This is a genomic window from Pseudomonas fluorescens (assembly GCF_001307155.1).
GTDB classification, from domain to species: domain Bacteria; phylum Pseudomonadota; class Gammaproteobacteria; order Pseudomonadales; family Pseudomonadaceae; genus Aquipseudomonas; species Aquipseudomonas helvetica.
Genome location: NZ_CP012830.1, coordinates 2,490,112 through 2,510,148 on the forward strand (window position 1 = coordinate 2,490,112; position 20,037 = coordinate 2,510,148).

At 62.2% G+C, this 20,037-nt stretch carries 14 protein-coding genes; 12 read left to right on the forward strand and 2 right to left on the reverse strand.

Annotated elements, in window-relative coordinates; genetic code table 11:
* Nucleotides 1–24: 24 nt before the first annotated feature.
* The 5 genes from AO353_RS11295 to AO353_RS11315 are packed head-to-tail and all read left to right on the forward strand — an operon-like array spanning nucleotide 25 to nucleotide 12,143.
* Complete coding sequence (locus tag AO353_RS11295; protein ID WP_081013723.1) at nucleotides 25–8,232, forward strand: Ig-like domain-containing protein; 8,208 nt, start codon at nucleotides 25–27, stop codon at nucleotides 8,230–8,232.
* Nucleotides 8,233–8,274: 42 nt separating this feature from the next.
* Nucleotides 8,275–9,789, forward strand: a complete 1,515-nt coding sequence (locus AO353_RS11300) for a TolC family protein (protein WP_054595013.1) — start codon at nucleotides 8,275–8,277, stop codon at nucleotides 9,787–9,789.
* Nucleotides 9,773–10,378 (forward strand): adenylyl-sulfate kinase, encoded by a 606-nt coding sequence (gene cysC, locus AO353_RS11305; protein ID WP_054595014.1) that lies wholly within the window; start codon nucleotides 9,773–9,775, stop codon nucleotides 10,376–10,378. The genes AO353_RS11300 and cysC overlap by 17 nt, the downstream gene beginning before the upstream one ends.
* Nucleotides 10,375–11,166 (forward strand): aspartyl/asparaginyl beta-hydroxylase domain-containing protein, encoded by a 792-nt coding sequence (locus AO353_RS11310; RefSeq protein ID WP_054598213.1) that lies wholly within the window; start codon nucleotides 10,375–10,377, stop codon nucleotides 11,164–11,166. The genes cysC and AO353_RS11310 overlap by 4 nt, the downstream gene beginning before the upstream one ends.
* Complete coding sequence (locus tag AO353_RS11315) at nucleotides 11,154–12,143, forward strand: aspartyl beta-hydroxylase (RefSeq protein WP_054595015.1); 990 nt, start codon at nucleotides 11,154–11,156, stop codon at nucleotides 12,141–12,143. Before AO353_RS11310 ends, AO353_RS11315 begins: the two co-directional genes overlap by 13 nt.
* 96 nt (nucleotides 12,144–12,239) lie before the next feature.
* Here the strand turns inward: AO353_RS11315 and AO353_RS11320 are convergent, their stop codons facing one another.
* Nucleotides 12,240–12,998: a slipin family protein gene (locus AO353_RS11320; RefSeq protein ID WP_054595016.1), complete on the reverse strand. Its 759-nt coding sequence runs from the start codon at nucleotides 12,996–12,998 to the stop codon at nucleotides 12,240–12,242.
* Between the two features lie 2 nt (nucleotides 12,999–13,000).
* The gene (locus AO353_RS11325; protein WP_054595017.1) at nucleotides 13,001–13,537 is read right to left on the reverse strand and encodes an NfeD family protein; all 537 of its coding nucleotides are present in this window, start codon (nucleotides 13,535–13,537) and stop codon (nucleotides 13,001–13,003) included.
* A gap of 214 nt (nucleotides 13,538–13,751) precedes the next feature.
* Here AO353_RS11325 and AO353_RS11330 point away from each other — a divergent pair, with 214 nt between their 5' ends.
* From AO353_RS11330 to AO353_RS11360, 7 genes are all read left to right on the forward strand, one after another.
* Entirely contained in the window at nucleotides 13,752–14,213 is a 462-nt protein-coding gene (locus AO353_RS11330; RefSeq protein ID WP_054595018.1) for an aminoacyl-tRNA deacylase, read from the forward strand.
* 147 nt (nucleotides 14,214–14,360) lie between these two features.
* Nucleotides 14,361–14,606, forward strand: a complete 246-nt coding sequence (locus tag AO353_RS11335) for a DUF2789 domain-containing protein (protein WP_019691148.1) — start codon at nucleotides 14,361–14,363, stop codon at nucleotides 14,604–14,606.
* A gap of 382 nt (nucleotides 14,607–14,988) precedes the next feature.
* On the forward strand, nucleotides 14,989–15,420 hold the full coding sequence (locus AO353_RS11340) for a MarR family winged helix-turn-helix transcriptional regulator (protein WP_054598214.1): 432 nt from the start codon (nucleotides 14,989–14,991) through the stop codon (nucleotides 15,418–15,420).
* A complete protein-coding gene (locus tag AO353_RS11345; protein ID WP_054595019.1) occupies nucleotides 15,417–17,495 on the forward strand; it encodes an FUSC family protein in 2,079 nt (692 codons plus the stop codon). Before AO353_RS11340 ends, AO353_RS11345 begins: the two co-directional genes overlap by 4 nt.
* Nucleotides 17,492–17,701: a DUF1656 domain-containing protein gene (locus AO353_RS11350; protein WP_054595020.1), complete on the forward strand. Its 210-nt coding sequence runs from the start codon at nucleotides 17,492–17,494 to the stop codon at nucleotides 17,699–17,701. Before AO353_RS11345 ends, AO353_RS11350 begins: the two co-directional genes overlap by 4 nt.
* Nucleotides 17,698–18,588, forward strand: coding sequence for an HlyD family secretion protein (locus tag AO353_RS11355; RefSeq protein WP_054595021.1), 891 nt, complete (start codon nucleotides 17,698–17,700; stop codon nucleotides 18,586–18,588). Before AO353_RS11350 ends, AO353_RS11355 begins: the two co-directional genes overlap by 4 nt.
* Nucleotides 18,585–20,033 carry an efflux transporter outer membrane subunit gene (locus AO353_RS11360; protein WP_054595022.1) on the forward strand — a complete coding sequence of 483 codons (1,449 nt, stop codon included), beginning with the start codon at nucleotides 18,585–18,587 and terminating at the stop codon, nucleotides 20,031–20,033. Before AO353_RS11355 ends, AO353_RS11360 begins: the two co-directional genes overlap by 4 nt.
* Nucleotides 20,034–20,037 lie beyond the last annotated feature (4 nt).

Genomic DNA, 20,037 nt, shown 5'->3' on the forward strand with positions numbered 1-20,037 from the left:
AAAGTTCGAATCCGGGTGAGCAGCATGTGGTGGAGCAAAGGCAAGTCGCAAACATTCCAAGGCGCACGCGTTCTGGCATCGCCAATGATCATGCCCCTGGAACCGCGAATGCTGTTCGACGGCGCAGTGGCGGCCACGGTTGCCGATACTGCCGCCCAAGCCGACAGCCACGCCACGGCGGACGCTGCCAAGGCACCGGTTACCGACCACCCGGTGGCCAGCAAGGACACCCACGGCCAAGCGGACAACTCGTCAGCGGCTACGCCCGCGCCCGCTGCGACGCCCACCGCCGTGCCCGGTCAGAGCGTGGTGTTCGTCGATTCACGTATCAAGGACGCCGATAGCCTGCTCAAAGGTGTGGCGCCTGGCACCCAGGTGGTCCAGCTCGACGCGACCAAGGACGGCTTGCAACAAATCGCCGATTATCTGGATACCCACCACGGTGTGAGTACCGTGGAAATCATCGCCCACGGCAATAGCGGCGACTTGTGGCTGGGCGACACTTACCTGTCGGCCGATAACGTGGCGGCTCGCAGCGCGGTGCTGGCGCGCATCGGCAATGACATGAACGTCGGCGGCGACATTTTGATCTACGCCTGTAACACCGCTGCAGGCGACAAGGGCATCAGCTTTGTCGACTCGCTGGCGCAACTTACCGGGCGTGATATCGCCGCGTCGAACAACCGTACCGGTGTGAGCGGTGACTGGGATCTGGAAATCGCCACCGGCAGCATCGAGAGCCATAACGTGCTGTCGGCCCAGTCCATGGCTGCGTATCAGTACAGCCTGGCGACCCTGACGGTCACCAACAACGGTGACAGTGGGGTCGGCTCATTGCGCCAGGCGCTGAGCGATTCGGTGGTGGGTGACACGGTGACGTTCAGCACCACCATGACGGTCAATCTGAACGCGCAACTGACCATTACCAAGGACGTCACGCTGGAAGGTGACCTGAACCACGACGGCATTGCCGATGTGACCCTCAACGGTCAGTACAAGACCCGGGTGCTTCAGGTCGCTTCCGGGGTCACTGCGACCCTCGACGGGTTGATCATCAAACAAGGCCTGGTGGCCGGCAATGGTGCTGCCGCCGGTATGGACGGCACGGCGTCCATGGGCGGTGGTATTTTCAACGCCGGCAACCTGACTCTCAAGAACGTCACCGTGACCAGCAACGCTGCTTCGGGCGGCGGTGGCGGTGGCGGGGTCACCTCACCTTACGTCGGTGGCGCGGTCGGCGGCGGTGGCGGCGGTGGCGGTGCGTTGGGCGGGCAAAGCGGCGGTCATGGTGGCACCTCCGGTTTCGGCACGGGTGTGTACGGCGGTACGAGTGGTAGTGCCAACACGGGCGGTAACGGTGGCGGCTACAACCCCAACTACATGGGCGGTCGCGGCGGTAGCAGCAGCGGTGGCGCGGGCGGCGTAGGGGCTGCCAACTACAGCAACGGTGGCGCGGGCGGTACGGCGAACAACGGCACGATTTCCATCGGCGGTGGCGGTGGCGGCTCCGGTTGGGACAAGCCCGGCAGGGCCGGGGCATCGGCTGCCGGTGGTATTTACAACGCCAGTAGCGGCACCCTGACGGTCATTGGCACTTCGGTGATTTCCGGCAACATCGCCGCCGGTGGTGGCGGTGGCGGCGGTGGTGGCCTGGGCGGTTCCGCAGACTCCGGTGGTGCAGCCGGTAAAGGCGTCGGTGCGATCTGGAACAAAGGTACGGTACTGATGACCGCCGCCAACTTCGCGGCGCTGTCCGGTAACGTCGGCGGCAGTGGCTCCGGCGGCCCGGCACTGGGCGGCGGTAGTACCGGTGCCAGCGTGGCGGCCGTGAACAATATCTTCAACGACGGCGGCACCGTGAACACCGCCTATGCACCGGCACCGAGCGCTACCATCGCGGTGGCAAACAGCGCCCTGCACATCGGCCAGACCTCGCTGGTGACCATTACCTTCACTGAGGCGGTGACCGGTTTCACCAACGCCGACCTGACGATTGCCAACGGCACGCTGAGCGCGGTGAGCAGCAGCGATGGCGGGGTGACCTGGACGGCGACGCTCACCCCGACCAACGCCATTAATGACACCACTAACCTGATCACCCTGGATAACACCGGGGTCCAGAGCGTGTCGATGGGCACAGCCGGGGTTGGCACCAGCACGTCCAACAATTACGCCATCGACACCGTACGGCCGACGGCGACCATTGCGTTCACCGACACCGCACTGAAAATCGGCGACACCTCACTGGTCACCTTCACGTTCTCTGAAGCGGTGACCGGCTTCACCAACGCCGACCTGACGATTGCCAACGGCACGCTGACGGCGGTCAGCAGCAGTGATGGCGGCACCACCTGGACCGGGACCTTCACCCCGACCGCGAGCATCACCGACACCACCAACCTGATCACCCTGGACAACACCGGAATCGCCGATCTGGCCGGTAATGCAGGCAGCGGCACCACCGATTCGAACAACTATGCCATCGACACCGTGCGCCCGACTGCGACCATCGTGGTGGCTGATACTACCCTCACAGCCGGTGAAACGTCGTTGGTGACCATCACCTTCTCCGAAGCGGTGAGCGGTTTTACCAACGCCGACCTGAGCATCGCCAACGGCACCTTGAGCGCGGTGAGCAGCAGCGACGGCGGGATCACCTGGACCGCAACGTTCACCCCGACTGACGGGGTGTCGGATACCACCAACCTGATCACCCTGACGAACGCTGGTGTCAGTGACCTGGCGGGCAACGCGGGCAGCGGCACCACAGACTCGGGCAATTACGTAATCAACACCGCGCACCCGACCGCGACTATTGTGGTCGCGGACAACGTTTTGGCAATTGGTGAAACATCGCTGGTGACCATCACCTTCAGCGAGGCGGTGACCGGCTTCACCAACGCCGACCTGGCGATTGCCAACGGCACGCTGAGCGCGGTCAGCAGCAGCGATGGCGGCATCACCTGGACGGCGACTTTTACCCCGACCAACGCCATTACCGACGCCACCAACCTGATCACCCTGGACAATGCCGGCGTGCAAAACGCGGTGGGCAACGTCGGCCTGGGCACCACCGATTCGAACAACTACGCCATCGACACCGTGCGGCCGACGGCGACTATCGTGGTCGCGGACAATGCCCTGAAAATCGGTGATACCTCGCTGGTGACCATCACCTTCAGCGAGGCGGTGAGCGGTTTCACCAACGCCGACCTGACGATTACCAACGGTACACTGACCGCCGTCAGCAGCAGTGATGGCGGCATCACCTGGACCGCGACCTTTACGCCGAGCGCCAGCACCACTGACGCGACCAACCTGATCACCCTGGACAACACCGGGATCGCCGATCTGGCCGGTAATGCGGGCAGCGGGACCACCGATTCGAACAACTATGCCATCGACACCGTACGCCCGACGGCGACCATCGTAGTCGCGGACAACGCCCTGAAAATCGGCGACACCTCGCTGGTGACCATCACCTTCAGCGAGGCGGTGACTGGTTTCACCAACGCCGACCTGACGATTACCAACGGCACACTGACCGCTGTCAGCAGCAGTGATGGCGGGATCACCTGGACCGCGACCTTTACGCCGAGCGCCAGCACCACCGACGCGACCAACCTGATCACCCTGGCCAATACCGGAATCGCCGATCTGTCGGGTAATGCGGGCACAGGTACGACAGATTCGAACAACTATGCCATCGACACCGCGCGCCCGACCGCGACCATCGTGGTGGCCGACAACGCGCTGAAGATTGGCGACACCTCACTGGTGACCATCACCTTCAGCGAGGCGGTGACTGGATTCACCAACGCTGACCTGACCATTATCAACGGCACGCTGACCGCCGTGAGCAGCAGCGATGGTGGTATCACCTGGACGGCGACCTTTACCCCGAACGCCAGCACCACCGACGCGACCAACCTGATCAGTCTGGACAACACCGGGATCGCCGATCTGGCCGGTAATGCGGGTAGCGGCACCACCGACTCGAACAACTACGCTATCGACACCCAACGTCCGACGGCAACCATCGTGGTGACAGACACCGCGCTGGGAATCGGTCAAACCTCGTTGGTGACCATCACCTTCAGTGAAGCGGTGACCGGTTTTACCAACGCCGACCTGACGATCGACAACGGTACGTTGAGTGCGGTGAGCAGCAGCGATGGCGGCGTGACCTGGACCGCCACCCTGACGCCGGTGAACGGCATCACCCACAGCGGCAATATGATCACCCTGGACAACACCGGGATTGCCGACCTGGCCGGTAATCCCGGTGCCGCGACCACCGATTCCAATACTTACGCTATCGATAGTCAGCGTCCGACCGCCACCATCGTGTTTGCCGACCCGACGCTGGCCGCCGGCGAAACCTCTTTGGTGACCTTCACCTTCAGCGAGGCGGTGACCGGCTTCACCAACGCCGACCTGACGATCCCCAACGGCACACTGACCGCGGTCAGCAGCAGCGATGGCGGAATCACCTGGACGGCCACGTTCACCCCGACTGCGGGCATCAACGATACGACCAACCTGATCACCCTGGCCAACACCGGCGTGGCCGACCTGGCCGGTAACGCCGGCAGCGGCACCACCGACTCCGGCAACTTCACCATCGACACCGTGCGGCCGACCGCGACCATCGTAGTCGCCGACAACGCACTTAAAGTGGGTGATACATCACTGGTGACCATCACCTTCTCCGAGGCGGTGACCGGCTTCACCAACTCCGACCTGACGATTGCCAACGGCACGCTGAGCGCAGTCAGCAGCAGCGATGGCGGGGTCACCTGGACGGCGACCTTCACCCCGACCAGCGCCATTACGGACGCCACCAACCTGATCACCCTGGACAACACCGGCGTGCAGAACGGTTCCGGCAACGTCGGCGCGGGCACCACCGATTCCAACAACTACGCCATCGACACCCAGCGTCCGACGGCGACCATCGTGGTGACGGACACCGCGCTGGGGATCGGCCAGACTTCGTTGGTGACCATCACCTTCAGTGAAGCGGTGACCGGTTTTACCAACGCCGACCTGACGATCGACAACGGTACGTTGAGTGCGGTGAGCAGCAGCGATGGCGGCGTGACCTGGACCGCCACCCTGACGCCGGTGAACGGCATCACCCACAGCGGCAATATGATCACCTTGGACAACACCGGGATTGCCGACCTGGCCGGTAATCCCGGTGCCGCGACCACCGATTCCAATACTTACGCTATCGATAGTCAGCGTCCGACCGCCACCATCGTGTTTGCCGACCCGACGCTGGCCGCCGGCGAAACCTCTTTGGTGACCTTCACCTTCAGCGAGGCGGTGACCGGCTTCACCAACGCCGACCTGACGATCCCCAACGGCACACTGACCGCGGTCAGCAGCAGCGATGGCGGCATCACCTGGACGGCCACCTTCACCCCGACCGCGGGCATAAAAGACACCACCAACCTGATCACCCTGGCTAACACCGGCGTCGCCGACCTGGCCGGTAACACCGGTAGCGGCACCACCGATTCCGCCAACTTCACCATCGACACCGTGCGTCCAACGGCGACTATCATTGTTGCCGACAACGCGCTGAAGATTGGTGACACATCACTGGTGACCATCACCTTCTCCGAGGCGGTGACTGGCTTCACCAACGCCGACCTGACGATTGCCAACGGCACGCTGAGCGCGGTCAGCAGCAGCGATGGCGGGATCACCTGGACGGCGACCTTCACCCCGACCAGCGCCATTACCGACGCCACCAACCTGATCACCCTGGACAACACCGGCGTGCAGAACGGTTCCGGCAACGTCGGCACGGGCACCACCGATTCCAACAACTACGCCATCGACACCCAGCGTCCGACGGCGACCATCGTGGTGACGGACACCGCGCTGGGGATTGGCCAGACTTCGTTGGTGACCATCACCTTCAGTGAAGCGGTGACCGGCTTCACCAACGCCGACCTGACAATTGCCAATGGCACGCTGACCGCTGTCAGCAGCAGCGATGGCGGGATCACCTGGATCGCGACCTTTACCCCGAGCGCCAGCATCACCGACGCGACCAACCTGATCACTCTGGACAACACCGGAGTGGCCGATCTGGCTGGCAATGCCGGGACTGGCAGCACGGACTCGAACAACTATACGATCGACACCGTGCGTCCGACCGCGACTATCGTTGTCGCCGACAGTACCCTCACGGCCGGTGAAACGTCGTTGGTGACCATCACCTTCAGCGAAGCGGTGACGGGGTTCGACAACAGCGATCTGAGCGTGTCCAACGGCACCCTGACCAACGTCAGCAGCAGCGACGGCGGCATCACCTGGACCGCCACTTTCACGCCCACCAGCGGCATAAAAGACCCCACCAACCTCATCAGCCTGAACAACACAGGCGTGGCCGACCTGATCGGTAATGCGGGCAGCGGCACCACTGATTCGGGCAACTTCACCATCGATACCCAGCGTCCGACCGCGACCATCGTGGTGGCCGACAACGCGCTGAAGATTGGCGAAACCTCGCTGGTGACCATCACTTTCTCCGAGGCGGTCAGCGGGTTCACCAACGCTGACCTGACCATCGCCAACGGTACGTTGAGCGCGGTCAGTTCAAGCGATGGCGGTATTACCTGGACAGCGACCTTCACCCCGGCCGCGAATATCACCGACACCACCAACCTGATCACCCTGGACAACACGGGGGTGCAGAACATCTCTGGCAACGTTGGGGTGGGCACCACCGACTCGAACAACTACGCCATCGACACGCAACGTCCAACGGCAAGCATTGTGGTGGCCAATCCGCTGCTGGGCATTGGCCAGACCTCACAGGTGACCATCACTTTCAGTGAGGCGGTCAGTGGTTTCGACCTGTCCGACCTCAGCGTGGCCAATGGCACGCTGTCCAATTTGCTGAGCAGCGACGGCGGCAAGACCTGGACGGCGACCCTGACGCCGACCGCCGCGGTCAACGATGCCACCAACCAGATCGTGCTCGACACTGCCAATGTGCAGGACAGCGCCGGTAACGCGGGCAGCACCGTAAGCCTGTCCAATAACTACGTGCTCGATGCCGACCGGCCTACCGGGACCATCGTCGTTGCCAAACCGCTGCTGGGCATCGGCCAGACCTCGGGGGTGACCATCACCTTCAGCGAAGCAGTGAACGGTTTCGACCTGTCCGATCTAAGCGTGACCAACGGTACGCTGTCCAACCTGGCCAGCAGTGACGGAGGCAAGACCTGGACCGCGACGTTCACGCCGACGGCGAACGTGACCGACGCGACCAACCTGATTGTGCTCGACAACAGTAACGTCAACGACGCCGCAGGTAATGCCGGGACGGGGCTGGCCATCTCCAACAACTACGCTCTGGACAGTGATCGCCCCACCGCGACCATCGTCATCGCCAACCCGAACCTGGGCGTTGGCCAGACCTCGCAGGTGACCTTCAGCTTCAGCGAGGCGGTGAAGCATTTCGATTTGTCCGACATCAGCGTGGCCAATGGCACCCTCACCAACCTGAGCAGCAGCAACGGCGGCAAGACCTGGACTGCCACCCTGACCCCGGCGGCCAACATCAGCGATGCGACCAACTTCATCGGGCTGGACACCAGCAACGTGACCGACCGCGCCGGGAACGCGGGCACCGGGGTCGCGATCTCCAACAATTTCACAGTCAACACGGTGCCGGCCGTCGTGGTCTTGGTCAGCGACCCGACACCGCCGCAAAGCACTCCGAACATACCGTTGCAGCCGATTGTCTTCGCACCGCCGACCGGCAATCTCGGCTCACCGCTGACTTTTGCGCCGTTGTTCGAACAGCGGGTATTGGGCGATGGCATCCGCCCACTGGGGGATATTTTCATCAACCGCGGCGCACTGAGCCCCAGCTATATCGCTCAGGTGTTCACTAGCAGCGACAGCGGCGGGAATGGCTCCGCTCACGGCTTCCTGGGTTTTGGCGGGGGTGATGGCGGGGTGTTTGGCAGCAGCACGCTGTCGAGTCTGTTCAGTCATGAGTCGGGCAATGGCGACAGTTCGTTCAATGCGTTCGGCGACAAGTCGATCCAGCACGGCGGCGATGCCGCTCAAGGCCTGCACGGTGTCTATGGCGCACTGACCTTGGGCGAGCAACTTCAACAACTTGAAAACGCCGAGAAGCAGCAGATCCAGGCGTTGGCTGCAGCGTTGCAACAGGTTGGCATCAGCGAAATGCAGGCCTGACTAAAAACCTGAAATTGTGCGGTACCTAGGGGCGGTCCAAGGATGAAAAAAAGTCAGAAACTATTCGGCGCCAGCCTGCTGGCGCTTGCAATCAGCGGATGTGCGGTAACCAGTGAGCCGATTGAACGCAGTGTCAGCGAGCAGCGCGCCAGAAGCGATTTGGCGAGCATGTACAAGGATCAGGAGCCCCTTAGCGGCCCACTGACGTTGCATCAAGCCATGGCCCGCGCAGTGAAATACAACCTCGAAGGCCGGTTGAAAATCATGGAAGAGGCGTTGGCCAAGCGCCAACTCGACCTCGCCAGCTTCGACATGCTGCCGCGCATGGCCCTGGACGCCGGTTACGTGGGGCGAAACAACACCAGCGCCTCCAGCAGCCAGAGCGTGCGCACCGGCACCCAGTCCCTGGAACCTTCGACCTCCCAGGACCGCGACCGCAGAGTCGCCGACCTGACCATGGTCTGGAACGTCCTCGACTTCGGCGTCAGCTATATCAACGCCAAGCAGCAGGGCGATCAACGGCTGATCGTTCAGGAACGCCGGCGCAAGGTCATCAATACCATCGTTCAGGACGTGCGCTCGGCGTATTGGCGGGCGGTGGCCGCTGAACGCCTGCTCAAGCAGATCGATAGCCTGATGGCGCGGGTCGATGCCGCGCGCGACAACAGCCAGAGCATGAGCGAGCAGCGTATTGGCGACCCGGTGCAGGCCTTGGGTTACCAACGTTCGCTGATCGAAGCCACGCGCCAGCTTGAAGAACAGCGGCGGGCACTGTCGCTGGCGAAAACCGAACTGGCGACCCTGATCAACCTGCCGATGGGCACCGAGTTGACGTTGGCGACGCCGGAGGATTACCCGATTCCGGAACTCAAGGTCGGCATGGCCAGCCTTGAGCAGGAAGCCCTGGCCAGCCGCCCGGAACTGCGCGAGCAGGATTATCAGACGCGCATCAGCACCGCCGAAACCCGCAAAGCCATGCTGCGGCTGCTGCCGGGGCTGGAACTCTCGGCTGGCGGGCATTACGACAGCAACTCGTTTCTGGTCAACGACAAGTGGGCCGACTACGGGGTAAAAATCACCTGGAACCTGTTCAACGTGATTTCCGCCCCGGCGGCCATCGACGTGGCCAAGGCCGGTGAAGAAGTGGCCAAGGCACGCCGTCAGGCAATGTCGATCGCGGTGCTGGCGCAGCTCTACGTGGCCAACGCCAACTACCGCGAAGCGCTGCGCCAGTTCGAGACCAACCAGCAGCTGTCGAACATCGACGGGCAGATTCTTGGCCAGTTGCGTAATCGTCATCAGGCCGCGGGCATCGGCGAACTGGAGCTGATCCAGGGCGAACTGAACACCCTGCAAGCGGACCTGCGCCGCGACCTGTCGTACGCGGATTTGCGCAACGCTTACGGGCAGATCTTCGCCAGTGCCGGGCTCGACCCACTGCCGGATCAGGTGCAGTCGACCCAAGTGCAGTCGATCGCCACGGAACTGGCCAGCCGCGAGGATGCGTGGGCCGCCGGCAACATCACGGTGCCGACAGCCCATGTCCAAAGCAAGTAATCTGCTGGCGCCCACGGCCAGCGTCAGCCGGGCGCAACGCGAAGACCGCCATGGCCATCGCGGAGCGGCGATCCTGCTGACCGGTTTACCGGCGGCAGGCAAGTCGACCCTGGCCCAGGCACTGCACGCCGCGTTGTTCGAACGCGGCCTGCACAGCCTGGTGCTCGATGGCGATGGACTGCGGGTCGGGCTCAATCGCGACCTCGGGTTTGCCGACAAGGATCGCCAGGAAAACATCCGCCGCGCCAGTGAGGTCGCAGCGTTGCTGGTGGAGAATGGGCAAATCGTTATTTTGGCGATGATTGCGCCGTTGGTTGAACTGCGAGAAATCTTCGCCCGGCGTTTGGGTGAGGACTACCGCGAAGTCTGGTGCAGTGCTTCGCTCAACGTTTGCGAGCAGCGAGATCCGAAAGGTCATTACGCCCGTGCACGCAGCGGTGAACTGCCGGGCTTCACCGGTATCTCCGCACCTTACGAGCCACCCGCGTCGGCGGCGTTGGTGCTCGACACTGGTGTGCAGTCGGTGGACGCCTGCCTCGATCGCTTACTGACCTGGCTCGGCGAATGCGCGGTGCTACCGCACCGATGAATCGACCGGCGTTTTCCCGCCTGCCGGTGACGGTGCCTCTGCCGTTACTGTTGCAGGCATTGGCGCAAATCAAGGACAGCGACTGGCATAGCCATTTCAACAGCCACTATTTCAGTGGCGACTGGAGCGGGGTGGCGCTGATCAGCGCGGCTGATGCGCTGACGGAGCTATCCCCTGGCCATGGAAAACCGGTGTTGCGAGCGCCGTGGCTGCTCGATGGTCGGTGGCAGCGTGCATTGCAGAAATTACCATTGGACATCGTCTCGGCAAGATTGCTGAAGCTGGGGCCCGGCAGTCGGATTCACGAGCACCGCGACTATGATCTTGAGGGGCCAGAGGCCGATCTGCGGCTGCACATTCCGTTGCTCAGTCCACCGAACGTCGACTTTCTGCTCGACGGTTTGCGGATGCCGATGGAGGCCGGCGAATGCTGGTTTCTCGACCTGTCGCGGCCTCACAGCGTCGACAATCGCGATAGCCGCGAGCGGGTGCATCTGGTGATCGATTGCAGGCCCGCCCCTTGGTTGGAACAGGCGATTGTCGAGGGCGTTTCAACCACGCCGGCGCCTGGCGTCGGTCATGCAGCGCAAGCGCTGGCACAGTTTCGACGGCTGCTGGAAAACGATCCGCAGCTCTGCAAGACCTTGCAGGGCGTGACCGACAACGAGGCCTTTATCGCCACCACCCTGAAGCTGGCTGCCGAAAATGGCCTGGCGTTCTCCCGTGAAGAGTTGCGTGCTGTGATGCGCAATGGCCGTCGCCAATGGAATGAACAATGCAGCGCCTGAACCTCGACGGCTGGTTGCCGATCCGCGTCTGGCAACAGGGCGGGGAGTGGCGGGTCGATTGGTGCTGGTTTGGTGATCAGCCGTTGCGACAGCCGTTTTTCCGCGATGCGGTGGAGGAGGCGCTGCGCCTGCCATTCAACCAGGCTTTCCGCCGTCAAACGCCGCTAAGCGTGCTGAGTGATTGGCAGACGATCAGCCCGGGGCTGGTGCCGAGTGCGTTCATTTTTCACGCCTCGCGCTGTGGCTCGACGCTGATCAGCCAGATGCTGGCGCAACTCGACAACCACATCGTCATTTCCGAACCACCACCACTGGATGCCTTGCTACGCAGCGAACTTCCGCCTGCAGAACGCAACGCGGCGATTCGCGGTTTGCTCTCGGCCTATGGCCAGCCGCGCCGAGGTGTGGAACAACGCTTGGTGATCAAGCTGGACGCCTGGAACATCGGTGAGCTGAAGCGGTTGCGTGAGTGCTTTGCTGAAACGCCCTGGCTGTTTGTCTACCGCGATCCGCTCGAAATCGCCGTCTCACACCTGCGTCGTCCGGGCCTGCACATGGTGCCAGGGCTGATCGGCACCAGCGCATTGGACGATGGGGCAGCATTCGAGGGGCGAGAGGATTTCATCGCGCGGCGCTTGGGCAAACTGCTGCAATTAGGCGTTGAACATTGCCACGAATTTGCCGGACTGGCGGTCAACTATCGTGAGTTGCCGGGCGCCATGGAGGGCCATTTGGCCAGGTTTTTTGCACTGAATGCCGAGCAGCGAACCCAAGTGTTCAGCGCTGTAAGTCAGCACGCCAAACAACCGGCCGAAACGTTTGTGGCCGACAGCGAAGGCAAACAACAAGAAGCTTCGGCGCGGCTCAGAGAACGCGTTGAGTGTTGGGCGCACGGGCCTTACGAAGCATTGGAGCAATGGCGAACCGCTTCTTGTGGCGAGGGAGCTTGCTCCCGCTGGGCCGCGGAGCGGCCCTGAACTGGCAATGGTATTTTGTCAGACCTCGTCGGCTGAATAACGACGGCTTCGCCGCCGAGCGGGAGCAAGCTCCCTCGCCACAGGTGAATCTACAGCTCAGCTCTTCGACGACAATTCCGCCATGCCCTTGAGCAATTCGATCGGCAGCGGGAAGACAATAGTCGAACTCTTGTCGCCGGCAATCAAACTCAGGGTCTGCATGTAACGCAACTGCATGGCGCCGGGCTGGCGACCGAGCATTTCGGCGGCTTGCATGAGCTTTTCCGAGGCCTGCAATTCACCTTCGGCGTGGATCACTTTCGCCCGCCGTTCACGTTCGGCTTCGGCCTGTTTGGCGATCGCGCGGATCATCGATTCGTTGAGGTCGACGTGCTTGATCTCGACGTTGGCGACCTTGATCCCCCAGGCATCCGTCTGGGCGTCCAGCACTTGCTGGATGTCGAAATTCAAGCGCTCGCGTTCGGCCAGCAATTCGTCCAGTTCATGTTTACCGAGCACCGCCCGCAAGGTGGTTTGCGCCAGTTGGCTGGTGGCCATGAGGAAGTCTTCGACCTGGATGATCGCTTTCTGCGAGTCGAGCACCCGGAAGTACAGCACCGCGTTGACCTTCACCGAGACGTTGTCGCGGGTGATCACGTCTTGCGGCGGTACGTCGAGCACCACGGTCCGCAGATCGACCCGAACCATTTGCTGCACCACCGGAATCAACAGGATCAGCCCCGGGCCCTTGACCTGCCAGAAGCGTCCGAGCTGGAACACCACGCCGCGCTCGTATTCGCGCAGGATGCGGAAGGTCGATCCTGCCAGTGCAATCATCAGCACCAGCAGCGCGGCAAAACCCAGTTGCAGACCCATGATCATTCTCCTTGCGGCGCCGCGTCAGCCGCGGCCACTTCCAGCAGCGTTCCCTTGCGTGCCACCACTCGCACCCGTTGCCCGGAATGCAAGGGTGTCTTGCAGTGCACCTGCCAGCGTTCACCTTGCAAATGCACCCAGCCCTTGTGCGTGTTGTGACCCTGCAACGCGGTCACCTGCGTGACGCTGCCGAGCAGCCCGGCATCGCCACTGACAATGTGGCGCGGTCGGGTTTTCAGCGCGTGGAACAGCAGGGCGATCAACAGCAGGGCGCTGATCAGTCCAAGACCGATGATCAGTGGTGCCGGGACATCGGCATTGCTCACCATCACCGCGCCGATCACGAACATCGTGATGCCGCCCAGCCCGACCACACCGTAATTGGGCAGCACCACCTCCGCCACGAGCAGCGCGATACCTACCATCATCAGCCAGACGCCAAGCGGGTTGGGGACGACCACCACAACCGTGTCTGTCGCGAAAGCCGATCCGCTCAAACCCAACAACAGCGCAACCACATACCACCAGCGAGTGTTCACTTGACCCTCCAGGAGAGTCATCCGTCCGCGAGCCACACGGTGGCCCTGCTTATAGTCTAGTTGAGCCTTTGGCTGGATGATTCTTGATCATTTTTTGCGAGTTTCCAGTGAGCAGATTTATCACCGGGTACCGGCAGCAGGCCTAGACTTTAGAGGAGACGCCAACCTGTTTAATCATCGTCCGCCCGCCTTGCGACGGACACCGAGGTGCATCATGCGTATGGCAAGAACCGTGCAGCGCAGCCTGGAAGAGGCGCACTGCGAATTCGACGTAGTCTCTCACCCACATTCGGCCAGCAGCCTGGAAACCGCCCGGGTCGCGGGCATTCCTGCTGAGCGCGTGGCGAAATCGGTGATCCTCGACGACCACCACGGCCACTACCTGATGGCCGTGTTGCCAGCCAGCCGACATCTGGACCTGACCAAAGTGCGTGGCAGCGGTGAATGGCAAGTCACCCGCGAAAGCACCCTGGCCCACCTGTTCAACGACTGTGAACGCGGCGCCGTTCCGGCCCTGGGCGAATCCTATGGCCTGGACATGGTCATCGACCCGATGCTGACCCGCCAGAAAGAGATTTACGTCGAAGCCGGCAACCACAACAACCTCGTACACTTGAGCATGGACCAGTACCTGAAAATGGTGCCTCATGCCGAGGTATGCGAGTTGAGTCAGTAGCCATTACATTATTGGCGGTGAAAGCACCGCCGCCATCGCGGGCAAGCCGCGCTCCCACAGGAAACCGCCGTGTGTGGGAGCGTGGCTCGCCCGCGATGGACTGCGAAGCAGTCCCCCCGACCTCTAAAAACGCAGGAGCCAATTTCCATGGAATCACCTACCCACAGCCTCCCCAACCTGTTCAAACAACTCGGCCTGCCCGACGACGCCGAAAGCATCGACAAATTCATCGCCACTCACTCACCACTCAAACCCGAGCTGCACCTGGCCGACGCGTTTTTCTGGACCAAGAGCCAGGCGGACTTCCTGCGCGAAGACATCCTCGACGATTCCGATTGGGCGGAGGTGGTGGATCAACTGGATGTGCTGCTGAGGAAGGGGCGGGGGGTGTAAAAAATCTGACAGTTCGCTGATCAACGCAGCGTACGTGTCATTGCGCGATGGTCTGGATCTGATGGAACAGCTGCAACACCTTTAACCCCCCCCATTCGAGGTGAACACCAAACCTGTGGCGAGGGGGCTTGCCCCCGTTGGGGCGCGTAGCGGCCCTGATAAGCGATCACCATATTTCTTCAGCCATATACGACGGGCGCCGCCATTGCGACTGCTCCGCAGTCGAGCGGGGGCAAGCCCCCTCACCACAGGTGTTGTGTTTTGCCCGCTAGGCTAATTTGTTTCAAAACTTGACTGAATTTCCCCTCCAATGCGATATTGATAGTTAGCAAACTAACAGTGTGCGAATTCTCCTGTGTCCCAGACCCTCGACGCCCTTCAGATGAACATCAGCAGTGCCATGGTGGTGGCCGCGCGGCATTGGCGGAAAATCTGCCAGACCACGCTGGTCAACTACGGCATTTCCGAAGCCTGCGCGGTCCCGTTGTTGATGATCGGGCGGCTGGGCGAGGGTGTGCGGCAGGTGACGGTGGCGCAGGCGGCGGGGATGGAGAGTCCGTCGCTGGTGCGTTTGCTCGACCAGTTGTGCCAGTCCGGGTATGTCTGCCGCACTGAAGATCCCCTTGATCGTCGCGCCAAGTGCCTGAGCCTGACCGATGCTGGCCGTGAGTTGGTGCAAGCGGTGGAAGCCGAGTTGGTGCGCTTGCGCCGTGTGGTGCTTGAAGGCATCGATCCGGCGGATCTGGAGGCGGCGCTGCGGGTGATTCGCGCGTTTGAGACGGCAGAGCAGCAGTTACCGGTGACCCCCTCGTGAACGGATTTTTTAGCGGCATACCGCCGGCCCGCGACTGGTTTTACGGCGTGCGTACCTTCGCCGCGTCGATGATCGCGCTGTACATCGCCATGCTCATGCAAATGCCGCGTCCGTATTGGGCGATGGCCACGGTGTACATCGTTTCCAGCCCGTTCGTCGGGCCGACCAGTTCCAAGGCCCTGTACCGTGCCATCGGCACCTTGACCGGGGCAGCAGCGGCGTTGCTGTTTGTGCCGATGTTCGTCCAGAGCCCGTATGTGCTGGTGCTGGTCATCGCGCTGTGGACCGGCACCCTGTTGTTTCTGTCGATGCATCTGCGCACCGCCAATAACTACGCGCTGATGCTCGCCGGTTACACCTTGCCGCTGATTTCCCTGCCAGTGGTGGATAACCCGTTGGCGATATGGGATGTGGCAGAGGCGCGGACTGAAGAGATCTTCCTCGGCATCGTCTGCGCAGCGGTGGTTGGCAGTATGTTCTGGCCCCGACGGTTGGCGCCGGTGTTCGATGGTGCGGTGAGCAAGTGGTTCAGCGACGCGGTGACCTACAGCCAGCGCTTCCTGACCCGCAACGTGCAACCCGACGAAGTCAGCACCTTGCGCGCCTCGATGGTGGCCACGTTCAACTCCCTGGAATTGATGATCGGCCAGTTGCCCCACGAAGGTGCGCGGCCGCAAACCGTGCGCAACATCAAAGAACTGCGCGGGCGGATGATTCACCTGCTGCCGGTGGTGGATGCGCTGGACGATGCGCTGTACGCCTTGCAGCGGCGCACGCCCGAGCTTGTGGACAAGTTCGCGCCGCTGCTGGCCGCGACCGTTGAATGGCTCGACCGCACAGACGCTTCGGTCGAGCACTGGCAAGCCCTGCGCGCTCAACTTGAAGCCCTGCAACCGAGTGCCGAAGCGCTGGATGATCGCAAGCAATTGCTGTTTTCCAACGCGCTGTATCGCCTCGGTGAATGGATCGATTTGTGGCAGGACCTGCGCAGCCTGCAAGAGGCGATTCGCTGTGAAAGCCAGGACAACTGGCGTGCGGTCTACCGTCATTGGCGGCTGGGCCGGCTGACACCGTTTCTCGACCGTGGGCTGATGCTCTATTCGGCGGCGTCGACGGTGCTGGCGATCATCGTCGCCTCGGTGCTGTGGATTCTGCTCGGCTGGACCGATGGCGGCAGCGCGGTGATTCTGGCGGCGGTGGCGTGCAGCTTTTTCGCCGCGATGGACGACCCGGCACCGCAGATTTACCGGTTCTTTTTCTGGACCGCGATGTCGGTGCTGTTCGCCAGCCTCTACCTGTTTTTGATCCTGCCGAACCTGCATGACTTTCCGATGCTGGTGCTGGCGTTTGCCGTACCGTTTATCTGCGTCGGCACCCTGACCGTACAGCCGCGTTTCTACCTCGGCATGCTGCTGACCATCGTCAACACCTCGTCGTTTATCAGCATCCAGGGCGCCTACGACGCGGACTTTTTGAGCTTCGCGAACTCCAACCTGGCCGGGCCCATGGGCTTGTTGTTTGCCTTTATCTGGACTCTCGTAGCGCGGCCCTTCGGTTCGGAGCTGGCGGCCAAGCGTCTGACCCGTTTCAGCTGGCGCGACATCGTCGGCATGACCGAGCCGGCGAACCTCGCTGAACACCGTCACTTGGGTGTGCAGATGCTCGATCGGCTGATGCAGCATTTGCCGCGCCTGGCGATGACTGGTCAGGACACCGGCGTGGCGTTGCGCGAAGTGCGCGTGGCGCTGAACCTGCTGGACTTGCTGGCGTACGCGCCACGGGTGCAAGGGGGACCGAACGTCTTGCTGCGGCAGGTGGTGGCCGAGGTCGGCGAGTACTTCAAGGCCTGTCTCAAGGCTGGCGAACGCTTACCAGCGCCAGCGCCGTTGCTGATGACCCTGGATCGCACCCGGCGCGCCCTCAATGGCCAAGGCCTGGAAGGTGACGGCGAAACCCGCCTGCACCTGCTGCATGCCCTCGCCGGTCTGCGTCTGGCGCTTTTGCCGGGCGTGGAGTTCATCGGTAACGAGACCGATGAACCGTTTCCCCAAGGTATCGATGGAGCGCCTTTATGATCGGTGATCTGGACATCAGCGGGGTGTTCCTGCCCACGTTGCTGGTGCTGATGGGTATTACGTATGCGCTGTACCTGGTGGTGCACGGGTTGCTGACACGCCTGCACTTTTATCGTCTGGTCTGGCACCGGGCATTGTTCAACGTTGGTCTTTACGCCTTGCTGCTCGGCGCCGTGGACTCACTCAGTCGATACCTGATGACATGAAAAAACCTATTTTGACCCTTGGCCGTGTGGTGTTGACCTTGTTGGTGGTGACCTTTGCGGTCGTCGTGGTCTGGCGCATGGTGATGTATTACATGTTCGCTCCGTGGACCCGTGACGGGCACATTCGTGCGGATATCGTGCAGATCGCCCCGGACGTTTCCGGGTTGATCCAGCAAGTGGAAGTGCGTGATAACCAACCGGTGAAGCGCGGCCAGGTGCTGTTCAGCATCGACCAGGACCGTTTCAAACTGGCGCTGCGCCAGGCCAAGGCCACGGTCGCCGACCGCCAGGAAACCCTGGCCCAGGCGCAACGTGAAGCCAAGCGCAACCGTGGCCTGGGCAATCTGGTGCCGGGCGAGCAACTGGAAGAAAGCCAGTCCCGCGTGGCTCGCGCCGAAGTGGCGTTGTCCGAGGCCCAGGTGTCGGTGGACAGTGCCCAGCTCAACCTCGACCGCTCGGTAATCCGCAGCCCGGTGGACGGTTACGTCAACGACCGCGCACCGCGTACTCAGGAGTTCGTTACCGCCGGCCGTCCGATGTTGTCGGTGGTGGACAGCAACTCCTTCCACATTGACGGCTATTTCGAAGAAACCAAACTCGACGGCATTCATGTCGGCCAAGGTGTCGATATCCGCGTGATCGGCGACCGTGCGCGATTGCGCGGGCATGTCGAAAGCATCGTCGCCGGTATCGAAGACCGTGATCGCAGCAGCGGTTCGAACCTGCTGCCCAACGTTAACCCGGCGTTCAGCTGGGTGCGGTTGGCGCAGCGGATTCCGGTGCGGATTGCCTTCGATGACGTGCCGGCAGATTTCCGCATGATTGCCGGGCGTACCGCGACCGTATCGATCATCGGCGACAAGCCTGAGCAGGAGCCGGAGCAATGAAAGCGGCCGCCTGTTTAGCGACGGCCGGTCTCGGCTTGCTGCTGTCGGCCTGTCAGGTGGTCGGCCCGGATTACCATTTGCCTGAAGAGGCAGCGGTGCACCGCGCAGACTTTCAGGGCGATCTGACCGCGCACGGTAAAAACGTGGTGTCGGCGCCGGTGCCGGGCGACTGGTGGCGGTTGTACCAGGACCCGCGTCTGGATGAGCTGGTGCGCCAGGCCATGGCCACCAATACCGATTTGCGAGTGGCAGCAGCCAACCTGTCGCGCGCTCGTGCCCGGGTCGAACAAGCCGAGTCGGCGGGCGGCTGGAGCGGTGGCGTGAAGGTCGGCGCCCAGCGTTTGCAGGAATCCGGCGAGGCGTTCTTACTGCCGGAAAAGATCCCGGTGACCAATGTCGGTGATATCGGCATCACCACGTCCTATCAGTTCGATCTGTTTGGCACCTTGCAGCGCGGCATCGAAGCGGCGAAAGCCAGCGCTGACGCAACGCAAGCTGCAGCCGATACGGCGCGAATTACCTTGGTCGCCGATGTGGTGCGTGCGTATACCCAGGTCTGCGCGGCCAACGAAGAGCGTGAAATCGCCGAGCACTCACTGGACCTGCAAGGCCAGAGCACCGCGCTGATTCAACGCCTGCGCGATGCTGGGCGCGGCGACGAAACCCAGGTCACCCGTTCGCAAACCCAGTTCAAATCCTTGCGCGCCGATATGCCGCGCTATGAAGCCGCCCGTCAGGTCGGGCTGTTCCGTCTGTCGATGCTGTTGGCTAAACCGGTGGATCAATTACCCGCCGGGACCAGCAGTTGTCACGAGCTGCCAAAGATTGCGCAATTGTTGCCGGTCGGTGACGGCGCCACGCTGCTTAAACGGCGGCCGGATGTGCGTCAGGCCGAACGTCAACTGGCGGCCGCGACGGCGGACATCGGGGTTGCTACTGGTGCGCTTTACCCGGACATCAGCATTGGGGCGACCGTCGGTACCGTGGGTATTCTCGATCACCTTGGCCAACCGCAAACCAATCGCTGGGGTTTCGGCCCGTTGTTGACCTGGACAGTGCCATCCAACGGCTCCCGGGCACGGGTGCGTGAGGCTGAGGCGGCGACCCAAGGCGCGCTGGCGCACTTTGACGGGGTGGTGTTGAACGCGATCCGCGAAACCCAGACCGGTCTGGCGCAGTATTCCGCGCTGTTGCAGCGCCGCGATGCCCTGGTGGATGCCGAGCAGTCGGCGCAACAGGCGGCGGACCAGACGCACCGCTTCTTCCAGGCTGGCCGGGCGTCGTTCCTTGCCGATTTGCAGGCGACCCGCACCTACACCGACGTGCGTGCGCAGGTGGCAGCTGCCAATACCCAGGTTGCCATGAGCCAGATCGATTTGTTCCTGGCGCTGGGCGGCGGTTGGGAAAGCGGACGAACGCAAGGTTCACAGCCAACGAAACCCTGAGGCC